General features: G+C 54.3%; 21 protein-coding genes and 1 pseudogene. 5 read left to right on the forward strand and 17 right to left on the reverse strand.

Annotated elements, in window-relative coordinates; all coding sequences use genetic code 11:
* Positions 1-180 precede the first annotated feature (180 nt).
* From J2Z18_RS11615 to J2Z18_RS11645, 7 genes are all read right to left on the reverse strand, one after another.
* Positions 181-1,113 (reverse strand): phosphotransferase family protein, encoded by a 933-nt coding sequence (locus J2Z18_RS11615; protein WP_007132214.1) that lies wholly within the window; start codon positions 1,111-1,113, stop codon positions 181-183.
* On the reverse strand, positions 1,094-1,654 hold the full coding sequence (locus J2Z18_RS11620) for an STM3941 family protein (protein ID WP_007132215.1): 561 nt from the start codon (positions 1,652-1,654) through the stop codon (positions 1,094-1,096). The genes J2Z18_RS11615 and J2Z18_RS11620 overlap by 20 nt, the downstream gene beginning before the upstream one ends.
* A gap of 41 nt (positions 1,655-1,695) precedes the next feature.
* The gene (locus J2Z18_RS11625; protein ID WP_040740083.1) at positions 1,696-2,592 is read right to left on the reverse strand and encodes a PhzF family protein; all 897 of its coding nucleotides are present in this window, start codon (positions 2,590-2,592) and stop codon (positions 1,696-1,698) included.
* Positions 2,593-2,800: 208 nt separating this feature from the next.
* Positions 2,801-6,403, reverse strand: coding sequence for an alpha-helical endospore appendage domain-containing protein (locus tag J2Z18_RS11630; RefSeq protein ID WP_280922087.1), 3,603 nt, complete (start codon positions 6,401-6,403; stop codon positions 2,801-2,803).
* 62 nt (positions 6,404-6,465) lie between these two features.
* The gene (locus J2Z18_RS11635; protein ID WP_007133279.1) at positions 6,466-6,771 is read right to left on the reverse strand and encodes an alpha-helical endospore appendage domain-containing protein; all 306 of its coding nucleotides are present in this window, start codon (positions 6,769-6,771) and stop codon (positions 6,466-6,468) included.
* The gene (locus J2Z18_RS11640) at positions 6,768-7,037 is read right to left on the reverse strand and encodes a hypothetical protein (protein WP_007133280.1); all 270 of its coding nucleotides are present in this window, start codon (positions 7,035-7,037) and stop codon (positions 6,768-6,770) included. The genes J2Z18_RS11635 and J2Z18_RS11640 overlap by 4 nt, the downstream gene beginning before the upstream one ends.
* A 3-nt stretch (positions 7,038-7,040) precedes the next feature.
* On the reverse strand, positions 7,041-7,352 hold the full coding sequence (locus tag J2Z18_RS11645) for an alpha-helical endospore appendage domain-containing protein (RefSeq protein WP_244152812.1): 312 nt from the start codon (positions 7,350-7,352) through the stop codon (positions 7,041-7,043).
* 220 nt (positions 7,353-7,572) lie between these two features.
* Between J2Z18_RS11645 and J2Z18_RS11650 the strand changes: the two genes are divergently transcribed.
* From J2Z18_RS11650 to J2Z18_RS30395, 3 genes and pseudogenes are all read left to right on the forward strand, one after another.
* Positions 7,573-8,667 (forward strand): glycosyltransferase, encoded by a 1,095-nt coding sequence (locus J2Z18_RS11650; RefSeq protein ID WP_007133282.1) that lies wholly within the window; start codon positions 7,573-7,575, stop codon positions 8,665-8,667.
* 25 nt (positions 8,668-8,692) lie between these two features.
* Positions 8,693-10,309: pseudogene (locus J2Z18_RS31020) on the forward strand (glycosyltransferase).
* Positions 10,310-10,334: 25 nt separating this feature from the next.
* Positions 10,335-12,002: a class I SAM-dependent methyltransferase gene (locus J2Z18_RS30395; RefSeq protein ID WP_007133285.1), complete on the forward strand. Its 1,668-nt coding sequence runs from the start codon at positions 10,335-10,337 to the stop codon at positions 12,000-12,002.
* Between the two features lie 83 nt (positions 12,003-12,085).
* Here the strand turns inward: J2Z18_RS30395 and J2Z18_RS11670 are convergent, their stop codons facing one another.
* From J2Z18_RS11670 to J2Z18_RS11695, 6 genes are all read right to left on the reverse strand, one after another.
* Positions 12,086-14,233, reverse strand: coding sequence for an Ig-like domain-containing protein (locus tag J2Z18_RS11670; RefSeq protein WP_007127994.1), 2,148 nt, complete (start codon positions 14,231-14,233; stop codon positions 12,086-12,088).
* 132 nt (positions 14,234-14,365) lie between these two features.
* Positions 14,366-15,241: an NAD-dependent epimerase/dehydratase family protein gene (locus J2Z18_RS11675; RefSeq protein WP_007127993.1), complete on the reverse strand. Its 876-nt coding sequence runs from the start codon at positions 15,239-15,241 to the stop codon at positions 14,366-14,368.
* Positions 15,242-15,282: 41 nt separating this feature from the next.
* Positions 15,283-15,705: a metallothiol transferase FosB gene (fosB, locus tag J2Z18_RS11680; RefSeq protein WP_210094727.1), complete on the reverse strand. Its 423-nt coding sequence runs from the start codon at positions 15,703-15,705 to the stop codon at positions 15,283-15,285.
* A gap of 18 nt (positions 15,706-15,723) precedes the next feature.
* Entirely contained in the window at positions 15,724-16,398 is a 675-nt protein-coding gene (locus J2Z18_RS11685; protein WP_007127991.1) for an HAD family hydrolase, read from the reverse strand.
* A gap of 16 nt (positions 16,399-16,414) precedes the next feature.
* Entirely contained in the window at positions 16,415-16,897 is a 483-nt protein-coding gene (locus tag J2Z18_RS11690; RefSeq protein ID WP_050953988.1) for an 8-oxo-dGTP diphosphatase, read from the reverse strand.
* A gap of 199 nt (positions 16,898-17,096) precedes the next feature.
* Positions 17,097-17,834, reverse strand: coding sequence for an RNA polymerase sigma factor (locus tag J2Z18_RS11695; RefSeq protein WP_007127989.1), 738 nt, complete (start codon positions 17,832-17,834; stop codon positions 17,097-17,099).
* Between the two features lie 180 nt (positions 17,835-18,014).
* On the opposite strand from J2Z18_RS11695, the gene clpP reads away from it, so the two are divergent.
* Both clpP and J2Z18_RS11705 read left to right on the forward strand, forming a co-directional pair.
* Entirely contained in the window at positions 18,015-18,596 is a 582-nt protein-coding gene (gene clpP, locus J2Z18_RS11700) for an ATP-dependent Clp endopeptidase proteolytic subunit ClpP (protein ID WP_007127988.1), read from the forward strand.
* A gap of 87 nt (positions 18,597-18,683) precedes the next feature.
* On the forward strand, positions 18,684-18,896 hold the full coding sequence (locus tag J2Z18_RS11705) for a hypothetical protein (RefSeq protein WP_007127987.1): 213 nt from the start codon (positions 18,684-18,686) through the stop codon (positions 18,894-18,896).
* A gap of 99 nt (positions 18,897-18,995) precedes the next feature.
* Here J2Z18_RS11705 and J2Z18_RS11710 read toward each other — a convergent pair whose 3' ends face one another.
* The 4 genes from J2Z18_RS11710 to J2Z18_RS11725 form a co-directional block, all read right to left on the reverse strand.
* Positions 18,996-19,928: a phosphotransferase family protein gene (locus J2Z18_RS11710; RefSeq protein WP_007127986.1), complete on the reverse strand. Its 933-nt coding sequence runs from the start codon at positions 19,926-19,928 to the stop codon at positions 18,996-18,998.
* 53 nt (positions 19,929-19,981) lie between these two features.
* Positions 19,982-20,533 (reverse strand): NUDIX hydrolase, encoded by a 552-nt coding sequence (locus J2Z18_RS11715; protein ID WP_007127985.1) that lies wholly within the window; start codon positions 20,531-20,533, stop codon positions 19,982-19,984.
* Between the two features lie 75 nt (positions 20,534-20,608).
* Positions 20,609-21,484, reverse strand: a complete 876-nt coding sequence (locus J2Z18_RS11720) for a GNAT family N-acetyltransferase (protein WP_007127984.1) — start codon at positions 21,482-21,484, stop codon at positions 20,609-20,611.
* A 131-nt stretch (positions 21,485-21,615) separates the two neighbouring features.
* Entirely contained in the window at positions 21,616-23,310 is a 1,695-nt protein-coding gene (locus J2Z18_RS11725) for a M3 family oligoendopeptidase (protein WP_007127983.1), read from the reverse strand.
* Between the last annotated feature and the right edge of the window lie 10 nt (positions 23,311-23,320).

Raw genomic sequence — 23,320 nt, forward strand, 5'->3', positions numbered from 1 at the left:
CCGTAGTCGGCAGGTTTTTTAGTTCTATCGGAGCATCCTCCTATAGACGCTTAGAGTACAGCACCGTTTCATCCAGCTTGCCGACGAAATGGCAAAGTCCGGGATAACGCCTGCTTGGACATGACCGAGAGTTCGGTACAAGATGAGGAGACATTTGCCGATCAGATTCCGGGATACTCACTATTCAGAGAGCAGCGACATGATACGCTCTTTCATAAACCGATAGCTGGGTTCATGGTCCTTCTTGGCATAGAATCGAAGCCCGTCGATTCCCTTGAATAATTGGTAACAGAGCAGTCGTTCCCGGAAATGCGGAATGTCGTCACCTTGTTGCTCGACTGCCATCTTCAAACGTTTGGGAAACTCAAGCTGAGGCGCCCATAAATCCATGACCGCAACATCGAACATGAAATCGCCGTACATCGCCATTTCCCAGTCCACAATTCCGGATAATTGGTCCTCTGCCGCCAGCATATTGCCCAAATGAAAATCCCCATGCACGAGATAGCGCTCTTTCGGCGCAAATGCAGCAAGCTCTACCATCTTTTCATACAAGCGGTAAAAAAGGTCCTTCTCCAAAAAGCTGCTGTCAAACAGATCGGTCCAGCCATCGTAAAATCCTCCCTGGTCCTTGGCGAAGGTAGCCTTGAGGTAATCGGTCCACGTGCCATGCGCTGCTTTGCCCTCAGGCGTGAACCAGCCGTAGCCTTCGCTGTTATCGCCTACCGTAATCCGGTGAAGGCGAATATACTGCTCGATCAGACTGGGAATGACTTGACGGATGGAAGCCGGCTGAAGCGTGCTGATAGGCACCCCCGGCATTTGATCCGAGATTGAAAAATGGATGGCGCCTGCGTTTCCGATCTTGTATACCTTCGGGACGGGCAAGCCATATACAGCCCCATACCGATCATGGATCCATCGTTCTTTCTCCAGACTGTCGCGATTATCCTTGAAATGAATGACATACGCTTTGCCGTCTTTTTCATAACGGAATACCCTGCTGAGCTCCCCCATCTCGATGGGACTAACGTTCGTTATATGCTCACCCTCAATTGCCCGGAGATGGCTTATGGCTGTATCCGTATCCATCTCAGGCTTGAAGCTCTTCATGGTTCACAACCTCCGTCATTTCGGTGATATCGTCATTTTTGGAGATCTTCCACCTCCGGTATAGCGTTAGAAACAACTCATTCAAATTGCAGGAAAGTCCGGAGGCCGAAAGATGGACGGTTGCATTCGTCATCCTTTTATTCATTCTCATCAGCTTCTGTTTCCACTCAGGCAACCTAGCCAGGATCTCATCCGGATGATGCACCTCGATTCCAATAAACCGCTCATTCATGACTTGGTAAATATCGATGCTTTTAATCTCATTCCATGGAATCGCCCCAACGCTTACATAGGAGGAACGATCGATAATTCCCTCATCATTGATAACCAGCGCCGGTTTACGCTGCACAAGCTTACTCGTGGAAAAGACCAGCATCGCTCCGAAAAATACGGTACAGATGAATCCAGCGATCACCAGAACAATTAAACGATCCGCTAAGCCGGCATATAGCATAAAGATTCCGAGCGCAACGAAGAAGAGAGAGCCTAACAAAATTTTGGTTACTTTGGGTTTAATATGGATTTCTTCTTGTCTGTGCACCTGTTTTACACTCCTTATAGCTTTAAATCATATAGGATTGTCTACTCCTTCGCCGGATCCACTTCAAATTCCCGCACGAATACCGCCGTTCCCGTTATGTATACCTCCATTTTCCCAAATTCGCGGTCAACCGTAACCTGGACCCGTCCATTTTTGCCGATCTCCTGTCCCTGCTCAACCATCATCTGTATGGAAGGCCATTCAGGCTGTATGTAGGTTAGATAGTAGGCGCCCATAACACCCGATGCGGTTCCGGTAACAGGATCTTCGATGGTGCCGGAATATGGGGACGAGAAATGTCTGGCATGCATCAGGGCTGACGGATCTATCGTTTCCATGCAGAACGGATGCAGGGAAGCTTTGGGATTCTGCGTTAAAATCTCCGGAAATTTGCGGTTGTCGGGAATCATCCGGCTGAAGCTGTCCAGCTTCTTCACGGGAATCAACAACGTCCAGATTCCGGTACTGCCGTATACAATCGGCTTCGTCAGATCAAGCTCGTCACGATGCAATCCGATCGCTGAGGCCAGCAAGTCCACATCGCCTTCAAATTCGACAAACTGCGGAGAATCCTGCTTCATCGTGATGCTAGGCTGCACGTCGTTATTTTCGAATCTGACCGGCAGTACGCCCGTCTTCGTCTCGATCGTATACGTATCCTTCGCATCCAGCAATCCTCTCGTCTTGAGTGCATACATGGATGCCATCGTCGCATGCCCGCATAGATTCATCTCATGACCAGGCGTAAAATAACGCAGCCGAATATCCGCCTGATCCGAATGCATGACAAACGTCGTTTCATTGAATCCGACCTGTTTGGCAATTTTCAGCATGTCTTCCTCCGTCAAATGATCCGCATCAAGCACGACTCCGGCAGGATTCCCCTTGTCGGGCACGATCGAAAACGCATCATACTGAAACACGGTCACCATGTTCATCGCTCCCCCCACTTTCTCTCATCACGGACGATGAGATCGCATGGATACAATTTGAGAAAATCTTATCACTCCACCTTCCGTAAATCCAGGACAAAATCCGTTTTAATTGTTGAGGTAGGTTCCATGACAGTCTAATGGGCCACAACCCGGGACACAGTATAAAACGAGAGATCGGATAAAATCCCATCCTATGAAGGCTTTCAAAGCATCAAAATGGGCAGCATGATGCCCGAAAGCACACATGCTGCCCTGAACAAGCCGTTAACTTAGGTGAGCCGAACATCGACCACACTATGCCTGCAGAGTTCGCCCCGCCCAGGTTCAACGAAATGTTAAGGCCGTTAGCATCGTAAAACAGTCCTACCACGTCACCGGCATTCAATTGTACGTCCCCGGCTAACGCAACATCCCCGCTGCCGAGTACGGCCCGAAGTGTCAGCACAAGGGCGACGTTGACATTCAAGACGGGAAACAGGCCGCTAATCAGGTTCGTTGTTACCGGTGAAGTCCGCCGAGCCACAAAGGCCGGATTCACGCCAGCGCCAAGGGAAACCGTGAGGGCTGTGGTTGTCGAATAGTTTATGGTTGCCTTGATCGCATATCTGCCCGTTACCGGAACGGTGAAATTCCCCGTCACTGGATTGAAGGCTGCATCCGTATAGTATGGTGATGTCACTGTCCAGTTTGTTAGCTGTGAGGATGTCGTTAAACTAAGTGTCGGCAAAAATGCCGAAAAACCAGTCTCTGCGAGACTAGGGCCCGTAAGCCCCGTGGCACCAGTTGCCCCTGTTGCACCGGTGGCACCGGTTACTCCGGTCGCTCCTGTTGCTCCGGTCACTCCTGTTGCTCCGGTCACTCCGGCTGCTCCTACCGCTCCGGTCGGACCCGTTGGCCCCGTCACACCGGTCGCCCCCGTGGCGCCTGTTGCTCCAGTCTCGCCTGTCGCTCCCGTTGCGCCTGTTGCTCCGGTGGCTCCCGTTACTCCGGCTGCACCTACTGCCCCGGTCGGGCCCGTTGGCCCCGTCTCACCTGTCACCCCCGTGGCGCCTGTTGCTCCAGTCTCGCCTGTCGCTCCCGTTGCGCCTGTTGCTCCAGTTGCTCCCGTCACTCCAGTTGCTCCTACCGCCCCAGTCGGACCCGTTGGCCCCGTCTCGCCCGTCACTCCCGTGGCGCCTGTTGCACCAGTCTCACCTGTTGCTCCCGTGGCTCCCGTCACTCCGGCTGCTCCTACCGCTCCGGTCGGACCCGTTGGCCCCGTCTCACCTGTCACCCCTGTGGCGCCTGTTGCTCCAGTCTCGCCTGTCGCTCCCGTTGCGCCTGTTGCTCCGGTGGCTCCCGTCACTCCGGCTGCACCTACTGCCCCGGTCGGACCCGTTGGCCCTGTCTCGCCTGTCACTCCCGTTGCGCCTGTTGCTCCAGTCTCTCCCGTTGGGCCGGTTGGCCCCGTCACACCGGTCGCCCCCGTGGCGCCTGTTGCTCCAGTCTCGCCTGTCGCTCCCGTGGCTCCCGTCACTCCGGCTGCTCCTACCGCTCCGGTCGGACCCGTTGGCCCCGTCTCACCTGTCACCCCTGTGGCACCTGTTGCTCCAGTCTCACCTGTCGCTCCGGTGGCTCCCGTTACTCCGGCTGCACCTACTGCCCCAGTCGGGCCAGTTGGCCCCGTCACACCGGTCGCCCCCGTGGCGCCTGTTGCACCAGTCTCACCTGTCGCTCCCGTGGCGCCTGTTGCTCCAGTTGCTCCCGTCACTCCAGCTGCTCCTACCGCCCCAGTCGGACCCGTTGGTCCCGTCTCACCTATCGCCCCCGTGGCGCCTGTTGCTCCAGTCTCTCCTGTTGCCCCCGTCGCTCCAGTTGCTCCCGTCACTCCGGCTGCTCCTACCGCCCCAGTCGGGCCAGTTGGCCCCGTCTCGCCTGTCACTCCCGTGGCGCCTGTTGCTCCAGTCTCTCCTGTTGCCCCCGTCGCTCCCGTTGCTCCCGTCACTCCGGCTGCACCTACTGCCCCGGTCGGGCCCGTTGGCCCCGTCTCACCTGTCACCCCTGTGGCGCCTGTTGCTCCAGTCTCGCCTGTTGCCCCCGTCGCTCCCGTTGCTCCCGTCACTCCGGCTGCACCTACTGCCCCGGTCGGGCCCGTTGGCCCTGTCTCGCCTGTCACTCCAGTGGCGCCTGTTGCTCCAGTCTCGCCTGTCGCTCCCGTGGTTCCTGTAGCTCCGGTCACTCCGGCTGCTCCTACCGCTCCGGTCGGACCCGTTGGCCCCGTCACACCGGTCGCCCCCGTGGCGCCTGTTGCTCCAGTCTCGCCTGTCGCTCCCGTTGCGCCTGTTGCTCCGGTGGCTCCCGTCACTCCGGCTGCTCCCGCCGCTCCGGTCGGGCCCGTTGGCCCCGTCTCGCCCATCACCCCTGTGGCGCCTGTTGCTCCAGTCTCGCCTGTCGCTCCCGTGGCTCCGGTCACTCCGGCCGCCCCTACCGCCCCGGTCGGGCCCGTTGGTCCCGTCTCACCTGTCGCCCCCGTAGCGCCTGTTGCTCCAGTAGCTCCTGTTGCTCCAGTCTCACCTGTTGCCCCCGTCGCTCCAGTTGCTCCCGTCACTCCGGCTGCACCTACTGCCCCGGTTGGGCCCGTTGGCCCCGTCTCGCCTGTCACCCCTGTGGCGCCTGTTGCTCCAGTTGCTCCTACCGCCCCAGTCGGACCCGTTGGCCCCGTCATGCCTGTCACTCCCGTGGCGCCTGTTGCTCCAGTTGCTCCTACCGCCCCAGTCGGACCCGTTGGCCCCGTCATGCCTGTCACTCCCGTGGCGCCTGTTGCTCCAGTTGCTCCTACCGCCCCAGTCGGACCCGTTGGCCCCGTCATGCCTGTCACTCCCGTGGCGCCTGTTGCTCCAGTCTCGCCTGTTGCCCCCGTCGCTCCCGTTGCTCCCGTCACTCCGGCTGCACCTACTGCCCCGGTCAGACCCGTTGGCCCCGTCTCACCTGTCACCCCTGTGGCGCCTGTTGCACCAGTCTCACCTGTTGCCCCCGTAGCTCCGGTGGCTCCCGTCATTCCGGTTGCACCTACTGCCCCGGTTGGGCCCGTTGGTCCCGTCTCACCGGTCGCCCCCGTGGCGCCTGTTGCTCCAGTCTCGCCTGTCGCTCCCGTTGCGCCTGTTGCTCCGGTCACTCCGGCTGCTCCTACCGCCCCGGTCGGACCCGTTGGCCCCGTCTCACCTGTCGCCCCTGTAGCGCCTGTTGCACCAGCCTCGCCTGTCGCTCCCGTGGCTCCTGTTGCTCCGGTGGCTCCCGTTACTCCGGCTGCACCTACTGACCCGGTTGGGCCAGTTGGCCCCGTTGCACCCGTTTGACCTGTTGGACCCCTAACACCTGTTGCACCGGTCGGGCCTGTGGCACCGGTTGGCCCCGTCTCACCTGTGGCTCCTGTGACACCCGTAGCTCCGGTTACGCCAGTTGAACCAGTTGCGCCTGTCGCTCCGGTCACTCCCTTCGGATCCATTGGATTGCAAGAGCCGCATGGTGCATGATCGCCACGAACCAGCGACAGCACCTGACTTAATTTATTGTGCAGCGCCAACTGCTTCTTGGTCAGCTCCTGAATGGTCTGCCGGATGCTCTCATTAACCTTCAGAACATCCGTAATCGATGAGGGAGGCCCTGTAACTCCAGGGATCGTGCCCAGCACAAACTGCAGTTTCTCCCCTTCTGCATGAATGATGTGACTTAACCCCAGCTCCTCCATTGCGATGGAAGTCAGCAGCTGATTAATGGCTTTCTCCCGATCCGGCACAGCACTTGGATTGACTTTCGATGAACTGTCATCCCGCATACGGCACCTCCCGTCACTCCATTACGCGCAAGCAATGCCTACAATCGAAGATACCGCTAACTTTAATCCTTCAACAAGGCCGCAATCTGATTGAATTTCATCTGCAGCATCATTTCCCGCATCGTCACTTCCTCCATTAGACTTCTGGCAGAAGCCTGCACCGCCATGTAATCTGGAAAGGATAGATCTCCCGGGGGATTGGAGCCCGGATGCAGCGTACCGGCAATGTACTGCAGCTTCTCAGCCTCCGCGTTGATGATATGGGCAAGGGCCATTTCTTCTATAGCGATGGAGGCAAGCAGCCGCAGTACGCTTTGTCGGATATCCGCAGAAATGTCCATGCCGGACGAAAGCTCCATCCAGCTCATTCCAATCCCCCTTTGTCACCCTTCGTATTGCCCGTCAGAGCACAGCACAGGTCTATTTTAGCTTCAACAATATATTGGTATATGGAGAGGACATGCCCATCCGCGCTTCCTTTGAGGCTGGTCGATTCATGACTCCTGGTCCGTCCTGCTCGAAGGGCTTGTATGCACGAAACATACTCACGAAATGCTGCCTCCGCAGCCTCAATCGATGACACCAGCTCCTTGACCACGAAAAGCTCGGCATCATTGCCCGCTGAATGCTTCATCGGCTACTCCTCATCCTCATCATCTTCATCCCATTGACCACCCAGCTCCATGACGTTCTCTAGCTTGCGGAGAAGCAGCCACTCCTTCATGACAATGACATCCATCAGCTTCGCTGCCTGATTGCCAAGCTTGATGAGGTCGGCACGGGACATATCGACCCGCTTGCCGGACTGCCCAAGAACGGCTTTTATTTTATCCGCCTCCGCATGCATCAAATGCGCGATAGCATTTTCCTCCATGGCGATGGATTTCAATAAGTCGATAATGACCTGCTCTCTGGTCGGTCTGAATTTCTCTTCGGGAATAAGCGGCATGCTCAAGATATGCCCCCCTTCGAGGAATGAAGTCAGCATCGCACGGGTGGATTAACGACGAGTCATTCCCATCTATTATTAGCCTATTGGCTGCCAGGCGCCGATATTCGCGGATATTGCCCCGAAATCGCATGGTTCCACATCTCTTCAGGTTCAGATCACTGGCGGAGATGAATATATCTTTAATATTTAAAGAAGGTTGGAAGCGAGGGAATGGCGATTGGTCAGTATCAGTCTGTGCATGATTGTCAAAGACGAAGAGCAGGTCCTTCACCGCTGTCTGTCGTGTGTATCGCATATCGTGGACGAAATCGTCATTGTGGATACAGGCTCAAGGGATGGCACCAAAAACATTGCCCGCTCGTTCACGAACCGGGTCTACGATTTTGAATGGATCGACGACTTTGCAGCCGCCCGGAATTATGCCTTCAGTCTGGCCTCCAAAGACTATATTCTCTGGCTGGATGCAGACGACGTGCTGCTCGAGAATGATCAACAAAAGCTCCGCCATTTGAAGGACACGCTGGATCCGAGCACCGATTCTGTGACCATGCTTTATCACCTGCGTACCGATGAATATGGCAACGTTACCTTCAGCTTGCGGCGCAACCGTCTGGTTAAGCGGAGCCGGGATTACCGCTGGATCGGTGCGGTCCATGAGTATTTGGAGGTGTACGGAAACATCATTCACAGTGACGTGGCGATTACCCATGCCAGCTCGGAAATCGACACGGACTCCGGCAGAAACTTGCGGATCTATAAGAGGCTCGAGGCATCCGGCGAGGCGTTCACACCGCGTGATTTGTTCTATTATGCAAATGAATGGAAAGATCACCGCAACTTCCGGAAGGCGATTGAATATTACGAAAAATTTCTAGAGACCCAATCAGGCTGGATCGAGGACGTTTTGGCAGCCTGCAGCAGGCTGGCAGATTGCCATCATGAGCTCGGCGACGCTCAGGCATCGTTCGAAGCGTCGGTGAGATCGCTGCAGTATGCGGCGCCTCGTCCGGAGTTTTGCTGCCGCATCGGATACCGCTTCTTGGAAAAAGGGGATTACACCACCGCGGTCTTCTGGTATACACTTGCAACCGGGCTTGAGTTGCCCGCTGACCATATGGGGTTTCAAAACGCCTCCTTTCATACTTGGCTTCCCCACCTCCAGCTCGCGGTCTGCTATGACCGGATCGGAAAGTACGAGCTGGCCAATGAACATAACGAGAAGGCATTGTCCTATCGGCCAGAGGATGCCACGATGCTGGCAAACCGGGAGTATTTCCGCAACAGGCTGCACCCAAACGAAAACGACCTATAAGCCAGGAGAAAGGCGGCGCTTGCTATTGACTACGAAACGAATCCGCGTTCTGATCGGCAGTCCTGTCCGGCAGCAGCCGGAAATTTTAAAGTTTTTCCTGGATTCGCTGCTCCGGCTTGATCGGGAACGACTTGAGATTAGCTACTATTTCATTGACGACAATACAGATCGTGATTCCAGCTTGAAATTAAGTGAATTTATACTGCAAAGCCCGCGCGTGATCATTCAAGCTGCCCACCGCCGGGACGAGTACCTGCGTAACGAAACGACGCATTATTGGAATGATTCGTTAATCTGGAAGGTCGCGGACTACAAAAATAAAATCATTCAATACGCGCTTGACCTGCGGTTCGATTATCTATTTCTGCTCGATTCTGATTTGCTGCTGCATCCCGCCACCCTGTAGCATCTAATTGCATCGGACAAGGATATTCTGTCCGAAATTTTCTGGACGAGGTGGCAGCCTGAAGCCAGGCCGCAGCCCCAAGTATGGCTCAAGGACGAGTACACGCAGTGGGTTCAGCATCGGGGAGAAGTCCTGAACGAAGCCCAGAAGGAGGAGCGCTACCAAGCATTCATTCAGCAGCTGACGGAGCCGGGAATCTATGAAGTCGGCGGGCTCGGAGCCTGTACCTTGATCAGCCGGAAGGCCCTTCTCTGCGGTGTCCATTATGCTCCGATTTATAATTTGTCGTTCTGGGGAGAGGACCGGCACTTCAGTATTCGCGCTGCCGCACTCGGCTTTACGTTGTACGTGGATACGCATTATCCCGCATTTCATGTCTACCGGGACAGCGATCTTCCCGATGCGGCGGCCTATATGCAGCATACCGGAGCTGATCCTGACCTGAACAAGGAGGTCCCTCCTCAGCCTCCTCAGTCGGATCCCAGCCTGCCCGGGTCCCGTCTTTTCTCCCCCGTACTGGTTAGCCGCGGCCGGGATCAACCGTCCTTAACGCTGACTATGGTCCTGAAAAATGAAGGAGAACGCTACCTGCGGCAAGCACTGATGCGGCACCGCGAGTACATTCATCAAGCGGTTATTATTGATGACGGCAGCACGGACAATACCGTTGAAGTATGTCTTGAGGTTCTCAAAGGGATTCCGCTCCGTCTGATCGTGAATGAGCACTCCATGTTTCATAACGAGATTGAACTTCGGAAACGGCAGTGGCAGGCATTGACGGAGGTGCAGCCCGAATGGATTTTGAATCTGGATGCCGACGAATGGTTTGAGCCGTGCTTTGCCAAAGAACTGCCGAAGATGTTACGTCAATCCGTCTATGATGTGTTCTGCTTCCGGCTTTATGATATGTGGAGCAACAGCCATTACCGGGAAGACGAATGCTGGCGATCCCATCATTATTACCGGCCGTTCCTGGTGCGTTACCGGCCGGATTTTCACTATGAATGGAAGGAAACCGCGCAGCATTGCGGCCGCTATCCGGCTAACATTCTGGACCTGCCGCATCAGCTGTCCTCTGTCCGCCTTCAGCATTACGGATGGGCGAAGCCGGAGGACAGGCTGAACAAGCTCCGCCGCTACCAGAGTCTCGATCCGGAGGCGCGCTATGGGTGGAGGGCCCAATACGAATCCATTCTGGATGAAGCGCCAACGCTTATTGAATGGTCCGAATCATAGATACCATAGAAGGAAGCGATGAGATATGAAACTGATTCATACGCTGCCGTTTTTCGTTCGCACCGACTCGCGCGAGGAAGATTTGGAGATGGCAGAGCTCGCTTTACGCAGCCTGCGCATTTCCGGCGATGAAGGCATCGTTGTCTATAACCAAGGCTGCCTCTCCAACGAGGAGCTTCGGCGATGGATGCAGCGCCTTGGCCATGCACCCGTAATCCTGGGCGACGGCTCGAACGCCGGCATCGTCCGGGCAAGACAATCCTGCTTCGAGTTTATTTGGCAGGAATATCCGGATGTCGGTTATATATCCGAAATTCATATCGATATGTTGTTCCCTCCCGGCTGGTGCGAGCCGTTGATCCGCTACCTTGTCCGTACCGGCGAGCCGATGGTTTCGCCCGGCATCGTTACGTCGAGCGGTGAGCTTCAGCCTCTTCGAACATTCATTCAACTGCCGGAAACTTCCGGGAAGCTGATCGAAACCCTGCAGCAGCTTTCGCGAGGCGATGTGATGGAAGGCTTCGTGCACCCGGTTGTGCATCATGCGGCGACATTACGGGAGATTGGCGGCTATGACCCCCGCTTTCTGCCCGGCAAGCAAGGATACGAGGATGATTCGCTGCTTCTTGGCATGCTCTATTACATGGGAACCCGAACCGGTTGGAGGCCGAAATGCTGTCTGGAGTCATGGGTCTACCATGCCACGATGGCCCAGCGGATGTCACTATCCGGAAGGGAAACCGATTTTTCTAAAAATGAAGAAGGACTGGTTCATCAGTACGGCGCCTACGGATGGAAGCATTTGGCGGATATCCATGGCGGATCGGAGGAGTTTCGGCGTCTGTTCGTTAAATATACGCCGGTTCATGAAGAGGAGGCAGAATCGATGCCAGAGATCGACAGGCAGAAGCGGGTTTGGGATCAGCTGTGGACACAGGAAGTGTCGTATCATTGGGATTCGCTCAGCCAAACGATTTACGATAAGATTCTCGGGGTTATCGGAGAAATCCGGAACAAGCGTATTCTCGAAGCAGGCTCAGGCACCGGTAAAATCTCGCTGCGCCTTGCATCCGAAGGAGCCGAGGTCACGTTGGCGGATTATTCCGAGCAAGCGATCTATCAAAGTCGGAACGCATTCTTAAAGGATCACATTCCCGGCACCTTCGTCGTATCGGATATCCGCAACCTGCAGCTTCCAGATCAACATTACAATCTTGTTTGGAATGCCGGTGTGCTTGAGCATTTTCAGATGGAGGATCGCATCAGGATGCTGAAGGAAATGAAGCGGGTCACTGCGCCGGGAGGCACGATCCTCGTGCTCACCCCTTATGCCGAATGCTTGCCATACCGAGCAGGCAAAGAAGCTGCCGAGCAGCTCGGAACCTGGATGTACGGGGACGAATTTCCGGTATCCTCCCTTATGGAGGAGTTTGCCGCCAGCGGAATTGCGATGGTCCAAGAGGAAAGCATCGGGTTCCTCGAGAGCCTTCCCTTCCTTGATTTCATCCAGGGTGCCCAGATGGTGAAGCACTGGCTGGAGCAGTGGTACCAAGGGCTTTCAAATGAGGAAAAAGCTCGCATCCCCGGCTACCTCCTAGTCAGCATCGGCAGCGTCGAAGACGGCGGTGCCTTCGCCCCTGCGGAGCAGATTACGGCACGCAGCTCTTGCGCAGTGAGCCGTCCGACGCTTTAGGACCACGGTATCGACATGACAAACATCAGGCCAGAACAAACAGCAGCCCACCTCATGGTTTGAGGCGGGCTGCTGTTTTTCTCTTATTTTACATAAACGGTAATGCTGACGGTCTTCGAATCGAATTTGCCTTTAATTCGGGCAGTTCCTTTGGCAATCGCCTCGATTCGTCCGTTTGTCACTTTGGCAACGCTGGCGTTGCTTGTCGTCCATACGACCTTATCGGCAACATTAGCCGTCGCACCCGTATCATACTCGGCGGTTACCGTAACCGTCTTGATATCTCCCGGCTTCAGGTCCAGCCGCTTGTCGCTGGCGGTCAATTTCTTCAGCTTCGGCACGACATTGACCTTCACCTTAACTTCTTTACCTTGATAAGCCCCCGTAATGGTTGCCGTTCCTTCGGCCACCGCTTTAACCGATGTTCTGGACGCCGTCACGATGGATGTATCGGAAGAGGTCCAGTTCATTTTGGATGAAAGCGAGATGGTCTTGCCGTTGCTGAAATAGCCTGTTGCCTTGATCGATTTGGACTTCTTAATGTTAAGTTCAATCGTTTCCGGCTCTACAACGATCTTGACCACTTCCTGCTCAACGGCAACCGGAATCTTGACATCCTTGTTAAGATAGGTTCCTTTCAGCGTGGTTGAACCCTTGGTCAAGCCTTTAATCGTACCGTCCTTGATGACCGCAGCCGCAGAGGAACCTGTAAGCGACCATTCGACCAGGGAGGTTACATCCTTCTCCTCGCCGTCTTCAAATACGGCGTTCACTTTCGGCAGCGTCTCTGTTTTGCCGATGACTAGCTGGTACTCTTCAATTTCAGGCAATAGAACCAGGACGCGCTCGTTCACCGTAACGTGAACCGTGGCTACCTCTTTCGAACCGATCTTTCCGGTCAAAGTAGCGGTTCCTGCATCGACTGCCTTGAACTTGCTGCTCTCTGCCGTTACAACGTTCTCGTCACTGGAAGTCCAGACAACCTCTCCGCTGAAATCCTTCTTCTCGTTATCCAGGAGAAGCCCCGTAACTTTAGGATAAGATTGGGACTCATCCTTCAGCAGCTCGATATCGCTATCTTCCATTTCGAACTTCGTCACGGTCGGATGTACCTTGACGGTGAATTCCTTGCTGATGCCAAGATAGCTGACCTTAATGGTGGAAGTTCCCGCAGCGCGGGCAGTAAGCACGCCTTGGTCTACCGTAACGGCAAGCGGATTGGAGGAGGTCCATTCTCCGTTCACTTCGATCGAAGAGGTAGCCGCATTACGAACGAGTGTCTTGATTGTCACCGATTCGTTCATAAACATTACCGGATTTTTTACGAAATCATTCTGATCCAGAATCAACGCTTCATATGGATTGCGTACATACACATCAAGCTTGGCGGTAGTGCCCAGATAGCTGACGCTAATGGTCGCTTTCCCCAAGGCCACCGGCTTCAGCTTGCCGTCCTCCACGTCCGCAACAGCCGGGTTGGAGGATTTCAGCTTGACCTTATCGGTGACATCCGTGCCGAGTCCGCTCTCCGTTTCGGATTGCTTCGCGTACACCTTCAGTTCAATCGGCGCATCCCCGACCAACAGCTCTTGATCTTCACCTGGTACGATCGAAAGCTTCTGGTAAGGAGCGATGACCTTTACGCTGTATGATGCCTTGAGTCCCTTGTACTCTGCCGTAATGGTCGCCGTGCCAAGGCCTTCGAGCGTCAGCTCGCCTTTATTCACCTTCACGACGCTCTCGTCGGAGGAGGTCCATTTGGCTTCTGTCGTTACATCGTTTGTCCCGTCGGCCAACGCTTTGACCGTCAAGCCTTCGGTTCCGAGCTTGTACTCGGCTTTGTCGGGCTGATCCAGCTTCAGTTCATCAATGGCGTACTGGACATTGACTTCGATCGTCTTGATGGCCCCTTTATATTTGGCCGTGATTCGGGCCGAACCCTTTTCCAGCGGTGTCAGAAGTCCGCCGTCTACCCGGACGATCCGCGTATTGGAGGAGGTCCAAGTCGCTTCATTGGTTACGTCGCGTTTGGATGTCGTTCCTTCAATGTTGGCCAGCACCCGGAGCTGCTCCGTAGTCTCATTTACGATCAGGTGGATGGTGCTTTCATTCGTATCAAATTCAATGGATGTTACATCCCCGGAGGCGGCGAATACGCTGGTTGGAAAAACCATCGCCAACATCATCACAACGACCAAAGCAAGCTTCGTTGTCTTTCTGTGTAAGCTCATTTATTTCTCTCCTTTGTACCTAGCCTGGGCAAGGCTTTTTTTCCGGTCTATCTGTTATATCGACAGCCCGGGCGTTCATCGTTACCTTCGGAGGGTAAATTGGGCATAAAGTAGGATATGGATTCTGCCTATTCATTCATCGATATCGTTTGATCTACCTAAGCTCAGCCTGAATCCCTCCCGCCAGGTCGGGTAACGGGGAACCCAGCCCAGCTGACCGCGGGCCTTCGCGTTAGATGCCCCCCGCTCCCAAGGAGCTTTCCCTTCCCGAAGCTCCGGCATTGGCGCTCCGAGCGCGTCAGCATAGGCAGGAAGCCAATCCGTACCTTTGGCCGGCACGTCATCCACGATGTTATAGATGCCTGACGGCCAATCAAGAGCGAGAGCTGCGGCATTCGCTGCGTCTTCCACATGAAGGAACGACGTCATCGCTTCAGTCGCGGGCACTTCCTGATGCAAGATCCGCTTTGCCATGATTCCGCCGCGATCATACCAGGTACCTGGTCCATACAGCATCCCGTAGCGAAGGATGACGTGACGCGGCATCTCGGAAACCGCTTGTTCCAAGGCGCTCACGCCGTCAACGGTCATCCCTCTCGGATCTGGGGCACCGATATCAAGAGGTACCGATTCCAACGCGGGGGAATCCCCCGGCTCATAGGCCCAGGATATGCTCTGAGCGATCATTAGCGGTACCCCTGAGGCCAAGGCGGCATCCACTAAATTGCGCGTGCCGTCCCTCCGTATTCTCGCATTGTCCTCAAGATTCCATTGGCTCAGCGATGTAAGCTGGTGTATGATTGCGTCAGGCTTCACGGTTGCCACGGCCTCCATCACGCGCTCCCGGTCTAAAGCATCGGCAACCACCGCCCGAGCACCCAACTGTTCGATTGTGGAGCCGCGTTCCCCGCTCTGTGTCATCCCGGTTACTTCATGCCCTGCACGCAGGAGCTGCGGCAGTAGCAGCCGTCCAATGACGCCTGTTGCTCCGGCAACGAATATCTTCATCTTCTCTCCTCCTCCTTCTGATCTTGAGCCATTTCACCACTTCATTCATCATAAAAGGTCATATGGGACTTGTCGGACCGGTAATATTCCATTCGATCCTGCAATGAACCGGTATGAAATTCGAACATGTGGCCATCGGGATCCAGAAAATAAATCGACTTCTTATCCCGCTCATCTCTTGAGCGTCCCGGAACAATCTCAACGCCAAGCGCTTCCAACCTGGCCAGCGCCGATTCATATTCGCAATCCTCGATCGTAAAGGCGATATGCGTATACGTCCGGTGAATTCGGCTACGATCCGTCTCTTCCTGATTCAGCGCGATCCAAAGACCGTTCAGATCAAAATAAGCGAGCTTCCTTCCTTTTACCAATAGCCTTGCTCCAAATGCTTCCCGATAAAAATCGATCGAACGCTCGAGATCTGAAACCGAGAAGCACAAATGATTAATCGGACTGATGTTCATCCCGATTCCTCCTGTCCGCTAATGATGGTCAAGGATGTTCTGCACTTCCAGAGGCGCATGCAATTTTCGGAAGCCGCTCTCTATATATGTATTGAACCAATAGGCATGGTAAGGCTGCAGGCCGGCATCCCTGGCGCCTCGCAGCTCATCCGATCCACCGTCTCCCACAAATATGGACTCCTCAGGCGTCACCCCTAACCGTTCGCATGCCATTAGATAGATTTCCTTCTGCGGCTTGGCCATACCGACCTCATAGGAGAAAATAACCTCATCAAAGCAGGATGCCAGGGGGCTTCTGCCAAAGTGAATGACCTCCTCCTCCGTGCAATTGCTGATCAGTCCCAGCTTGATGCCCCGTTTCTTAAGCAGGTCCAGCATTTCCAGAATATCCGAACGAATGGACTGAAAGGGAAGCCCCTTCTCTTCAACTCGCGCCCGATACAGCTGCTCCACATGTTCATGGGGATAGGAGAGGCTTCGCTGCTCCAGAATATCCCGGATCACGGCATGAAAAGTCGGGAACGACCCGTTCATCCTCCGCTCCTGGCGGGCCCTCCATTCCCGCTTGAACTCATCTTGGGAGAGACCCAGCCGATCGGGATCATCCTGCTGCCTCCGGAATATCCGCTTGCCATCCGAAAATTCCGTGATCAAGGTTTCATATAAATCGAATATTGCCGCTCTCACTCTCATCGATCCAACCCCTTTGTCATGATCCGGAATAACCGGCCTCCTGTGGAAGTCTCGCTGGATAATAGCGAGCGGTCTCTTCTAATACTCTATCGTTCTTCTCATCCCATATCTCGCTCAGCTCGAACGTTCCGTCTTGAAAGAACAGCGGGAATCTGCGCTTAAACCAATCCTGCATCGGCAGCTTCAGCGCGTCCTCGATCTCAACCCAGACAAGTTCCCCTTCGGGAGGCTGCTCCAGCAGTTCACCTTCAAAGGAGGTCGCCAAGTAATTAAATACCATGTATCGATGCCCCGAGTTCGGCTCGCAGGATTCCTCCAGCCCTTTGTATACAATGTCCTTTACTATAAGTCCGGTCTCTTCGCGCACCTCGCGGATCGCTCCGTTCACGATGCTCTCCGGAAAATCAACTTTGCCTCCAGGGGCGATATACCCGGGGAATCCCTTCGAATCCGGCCTGTTTAATAGCAGCACCTTGGTACCGTCCTGTACCATGCACATGGTGTAGAGACTCACTTCATTACGCACAGGCACCCTCCCTCTTCTCTTAGATGATTCGCTATTATCTAGTATAACGCCTGGGTCCCCGCCAATAAATTACAAGTTTGATTTAATGAAATTTTTCTCATGATCGAACGCAAAAAAACCAGAGCTCGCTCTGGTTTTTCATCGAATAATGGGTAGGTTAAGCAGTCTATACTTATGCCGCCATCAGCGCTTGCGGCTGATAGCCCCAGCTGTATTGCATCAGCGCATTGGCGCTTGGGGATTGAGCCTGCAGCGGTGCAATGCCGATTGCGCTGACTTCGCTGCTGTTCCATTGGATGAGCCTGACGGCAGTCTCAACATCGCCTGCTTGGTAGGCAATCGCCAATGCTTGCAGGTTTACGGCCATCTCCTCATCCTCCGGCGTGTCCAGAAGCAGCTCTTCTTCGGGGTCCAAGTCACGGAGAACCTTGTGCGCCCGATGAAGTGCAGCCTTCACAGCGCCTTCCGTCGTCTCCAGTATTTGAGCCGTTTCCGCGCTGCTGTACTCATAGACATCCCGAAGCAGCAGCACCGTCCGCTGCAGCGGCGACAAATGCTTGAACAACAATTGAAACGTCACTTCTAAATGGAGCGCATTTTCCTCCCGGGCATCGGATTCTGTGGGGAGGAGCTGCTCCAGCTTATCCTCCAAAATCCGGCGGTAAATGCCCTCCCTGCGCACCCGGTCAATCCAGGTGTTTTTCGCGATTCGCAGCAGCAGCGCCTCGGGGTTCATATGGGTTCGGTCCTTCATATTTTCCAGCACCTTAATCCAGGTATCCTGCATGAGATCATCCGAATCCCAATCAGATCTTGTAAGCGACAGACAGTACCGGTGCAACGTTGCATTCAGCTCCGGGAGGCTGTAACCCGTATCTGATTCTGTGCCACCCGGTCGATAGATGGTCATCGGCGGCCAACTCCTTTGTATACGATTATCGTCAGGTTATCTTATAAGTAAACGAACGAAAGCTGCATATCGTTACTCGGATATCGAAAGTTTTTTTTCTGCTTCTTTCGTACCTTTTTCGCAGGCTGGATCGTTTACTTGCTGAATCACGAAATTTGAATGAATACGGAGGGAAAAGACATGAGCGTAATACCATATGTGGTTGAGCAGACGAGTCGGGGCGAGCGGTCTTACGATATTTATTCCAGGCTGCTGAAGGACCGTATTATATTCGTTGGAGCGGCGATTGATGACGCCGTGGCGAACAGTGTTATCGCCCAGCTGCTGTTCCTGGCGGCAGAGGATCCGGACAGGGATATTCATATGTACATCAACAGTCCTGGAGGTTCCGTATCCGCAGGCTTTGGAATTTACGATACCATGCAGATCATCAAACCACAAGTCAGCACCATCTGCACAGGATTTGCCGCTTCCTACGGCGCGATTCTCCTGCTTGCCGGTGCGAAAGGCAAACGGCTGGCTCTTCCGAACAGCGAGATTATGATCCATCAACCGCTTGGTGGCGTCCAAGGTCAGGCCAGCGATATTGCCATCACCGCCAAACGAATTCTGAAGACCCGCGAGAAGCTGGTTCAAATTACGGCCGAGCGTACGGGGCAGCCAGCCGAACGGGTGGAGAGGGATATGGACCGCGATTATTTCATGACCGCAGAGGAAGCGCTGGAATACGGGATCATTGATGAGATCGTAACCAAGCTGTAATGAAACACGGTTCGATCAGTGAACAACATGCCCCGGTCCATTGCTCACGAGTCCATGGCACTATAAATTAAAGGAGTGAAGCTCACGATGATGCTGAAGCATTTGCTGAAACAACAGGCGGCCGTTCATTTTATTGACGGAGGCTGCGTTAGCGGAGGTACACTTGAGGAAATCGAGGACACATTCATTAAATACAAGGATGAGTATGAAATGCTGTACATTCCGTTGTCCGCGATCCGATACGTAGCGGTCGATACGAAGGAAAGAGACAAAGCCCCGGTCGGATTTACCGCCTCCTAGTCCTTCCTCGGGCAGTGCGGCAAAGCCTTCTCGTCCAGTTTGGTTTACCTTTAGGTTTTAGTATAGCTTAGCTTGAGAATGCAGAGAACCGCATGAACCCTATTTGGGCTCATGCGGTTTTATTGGCATATTGACTATTTTATCGATCAGGAAGGAACGAAGGCGCTTGCGCTCCGGATCGCTGCCGTTCTTCTTGTGAAAGCCGATAAACTGCAGTGCGTGAACCATTGAATAGAAATCGATGACGGCCAGCTGGTCCGCATCGGCGCCCCATTGGGTGCACAACTCCTCGATATAAGGCATGCCAGCAGGACCAATATCGGAAACAACGGCTGTCTGGGTGAGGCCGATCATATACAGCGGATCTCCGTAACAGACCCAGTCGAAGTCCACGATCCCCTGCAGTTCCCCATCCCGTACGATAACATTCTTGATCGTCACATCATCCAGAAAACAGATCGGCCGGACTCTCTTAAAGTAAGGCTCATAATGCTCCTTGATGGAAGCCAGCCTGCCAATAAGCTCCTGGTCGATGTCATCCAGGATATGAGGAAGATGACGATCGTAATCCCGCTCAATGATTTCGGACCAAGAGGCATACGGCCCCGGCCGACCGATGGGTACCCATCCGTAGCCTTTCCCTTCAGGGAGCTTGGCTGCTTGGTGTTGAAATGAGATGATCTGTCCGGCTAACACGCGCATCTGCTCTCTGCTCATAGCAGCAAGCTCGTCGCGCAAATCCTGTCCGGGGATTTTCTCAAGGATCATGTAAGCCCACGGAACCTGCTTCTTGGTAAGATCGACCGCAAGAACAGCTGGTACCGGCAAGCCGAGCCTGGCGAGAATGCTCAAGTTGTTCCCCGTATATGCCAGTACCTCTGGCTCCGTATTCGTCCGGATAATCAACTCCCGGTGAGCGAAGACTGCGGCAAACACCTGATTGGTATGCCCGAACGACATTGGCGTTATAGAGACAGGAATCTCGCCGGACCATACCGTCACTAGACGAATCAGCTGCTCTTCCATTCTCATATCTACTCCCCTAGGTGGTACGACGTAAATGTACGGTTAATAATAAAATATCTTCAGTCAGCTTCTTCCCTGTCCCGCTTCCTGCAAGCATAGGCAAGTCGGTATAGCTCGGCGATATCGTCCCGTCCATTCTGAACGAACCTTCGGACTGCTTCGTCCAGCTCCACGGTCTCCACAGCGATAACCTGCTCGGCTCCCTCCGGGTTAAGCGGCTCGAATGCGAGCCTCACCTCCCCGTAACCGACCGCTCGAACAAAACGGGGGTGCGGAATATGGGGCCGAAACGGGCCGGGAGCGCTCGATTCGCAGTGAAACTGTCCGATCAGCCGGAAGGATTCCAGCTCTGCGCCCAACTCCTCCCTCACTTCCCTGCGCAAGGCATCCATATATCCTTCTCCCGGCTCCAACGTCCCTCCAGGAAGCTCCCAGCTTCCGTCCGCAACCTGAAAGACGACGCACCGATCCCCCGCAAAGGGGAGGATGGTCACATTGCTGACCAAGCCTTCATCGAGCTCGTCGTCGCACACATACCGCGCCTTTACAACGCCCCAATGAATGTCGTTCGATAGTGCCGGATACTGGTCCCAATCGATGTCCCTTTTCATTTGCTGTCCAACCTCCTCCGATCCATGGCTTACCGTTCAAAAACCATTGCGGGTCTATCCTATCCCTGCCCCAAGTCAGTTCCCGTAATGGCGGACCATCAGCACCTGTTCCATGGACGTGGCAAGTCCCAGCTGCTCAAGAGACTGCACCAACGCTTCTTGGGATGCCCGGATATTGAAGGCAGAACGTCTCACCGCAAGCTCAGGCTGATACACCTCCGACAACGCCGAGGCAATGACCCCCTTGACGTCAGCATGGCCAGGGGCTGCTTCACAACGGAACAGCGTAATCGACGCGGGCTTTCCGCTCGGGTCGAAGGCTCGCTTAAACAAAGCATAGCCCACCATTTCCTTCCCTGCATAGACGAGGACGCATTCGCCGTCCTGAATGCAAGGAAGATCATTCTGCCACACATCGCCGGACCGGTAGAAAGGAACCGCTCTCAATTCTCCCGCTTGCCCGCGGGTAACCGTATAGGCATCCGAGGATTCCTGAGCGTTATCTGCTAACGTGCCTTCCGCGGACATGATCAAAAGTCTGTCGATGACGGTATAGCCTACCCGTTCATACAGCTTAATGGCTGCGGCGTTCGTGCTTATTGCTTCCAGATAGGCGCGTTGAATTCCAAGCTCCTCATAAAGCTCCGAATTTCGCTCCATCATGGACAAGCCAATGCCTTTGCCGCGGTATTCCGGTGCAACGGCCGTTCCTCCGTTCCACGCCAGCTTCTTCCCATCTACCTCCCGGAAGCTGTTCATGACGATGCCGGCCGGGTGCCCGTCCACAAAGCAGGCAAGCGACCTTTCCATACACAGTCCTAAATGGCTTGCTCGGGCAATAAAACGGTCAAGCGGCATGGATGCCTGGACCATATAACCTTCGAACGAGCGATTCCATATCTCGGAGGCTTCCTTCACCGGAAGCTCGCTCAGCGGTTTATACGTAATCATGCGATAAATCCCCCTTCATAAGCAGCATCAGCGATGCCGATGTAATTGTTCTCTATTCAAAGAACATGCAGGAAAAGCAACGAGGCATAGGAAGCCGACCGCTGTTCTCCTGCATGTGTACAAAATTTCTATTAGAGCTTGGTATCGTCCACGCTATCAAGCCAAGCCTCAATGCTGCCGATGACCGACGTGACACAGCCGTCCTCGAACGGCGAGATCAATCCCGCAACCTTCACCAGCTCCGTGAAGGACTTGCTGCCGCCTTGACGGCACAGATGGAGGTAATCCTTCCATGCTTCCTCACGGTTCTCATGCATCTTCTTCCAGAACTGGAATGCGCAGATTTGGGCCAGCGTGTAATCGATATAATAGAACGGGGTGTTGAAAATATGCCCCTGCTTATGCCAGAAGCCCCCTTGCTCCAAATAGGCGTTATCCGCGTAATTGCGGTGAGGCAAATATTTGCGCTCGATTTCGCGCCATGCCTGCTTCCGCTCAGCCGGCGTCGCATCCGGGTTCTCGTAGACGAAATGCTGGAATTCATCCACCGTCACGCCGTACGGGATAAAGATCAACGCGCTTGCCAAATGTTCGAAGCGGTATTTGTCGACTTCCTCCTTGAAGAACAGATCCATCCACGGCCAGGTGAAGAACTCCATGCTCATCGAATGAATCTCGCAAGCCTCATAGGTCGGGAAGCTGTACTCCGGCACGGCGAAGCTGCGGCTCTCGTAAACTTGGAAGGCATGCCCCGCTTCATGCGTAAGCACGTCGATATCCCCGGACGTACCGTTGAAGTTGGAGAAGATGAACGGCGCCCCATATTCGCTGATATAGGTACAATATCCGCCGCTTTGCTTGCCCTTCTTCGCAACGAGGTCCATCAGGCCGTTCTCCTGCATAAAGGTGAAGAATTCCTTCGTCTCAGGGGACAGCTCGGCATACATCTTCGCTCCGTTCTCAACGATCCACTCGGGATCCCCCTTCGGCGTTGCATTTCCCGATTTGAACGCAAAGTTCTCATCATAATACAGCAGCTGGTCTACGCCAATCCGGTTCTTCTGCCGTTCCTTGAGCTTCGATGCTACAGGAACGATATGCTCCAGTACCTGGCTCCGGAAGTTCGCTACCATCTCGGCATTGTAATCGGTGCGGGCCATCCGTGCATAGCCGAGCTCAACATAATTCTTGAAACCCAGCTTCTTCGCGATTTTCGTTCTGACCTTGACCAGATCATCATAAATGCGATCGAAGGTCTCCTCGTTCTCAGCCATAAAGCCGCTCGATGCTTCCATGGCGCGTTTGCGCATATCGCGATCCGTCGATTGCTGGAACGGAATCAGCTGGGACAGCGTGCGTTCCTCGCCCTCGAACTGGATTTTGGCGGAGGCGATCAGCTTCGCATATTCCGTCGTCAGCTTGTTCTCCTGCTGCAGGTCCTCAATCACCTCAGGGCTGAACGTCTTCAGGGAGAGCTCAGCCAGCTGGAACAGCTGACGGCCCCATTTCTTCTCCAGCTCGCTGCGGAACTTGGAGCCGACCAGCGCCCGATAATAATCCGTAATATATTCCTGAACGACCGGACCGTTCTCATCGAAGAAGTCCTGCTCCGCTTTATAGAATTCGTCGTTGGTATCGATCGAATGCCGAACGCTTGCGATCTGCTGGAGCGTATCGAACTCGCTGCGAAGCTTGTTGATTCCTTTCATTGCCTGATCCTGCTCTTCATATGATCCGGCGGATGTGAAGGCATCCAGCAGCTCCTTAAATTTCTGTTCGAAAGCTTTGACGTCAGGCCGCTCGTAGTGATACTCGCTAAATTTCATGACATACACC

This window comes from Paenibacillus lactis (genome assembly GCF_017873605.1).
In the GTDB taxonomy this organism is placed as follows: Bacteria; Bacillota; Bacilli; order Paenibacillales; family Paenibacillaceae; genus Paenibacillus_AQ; species Paenibacillus_AQ lactis.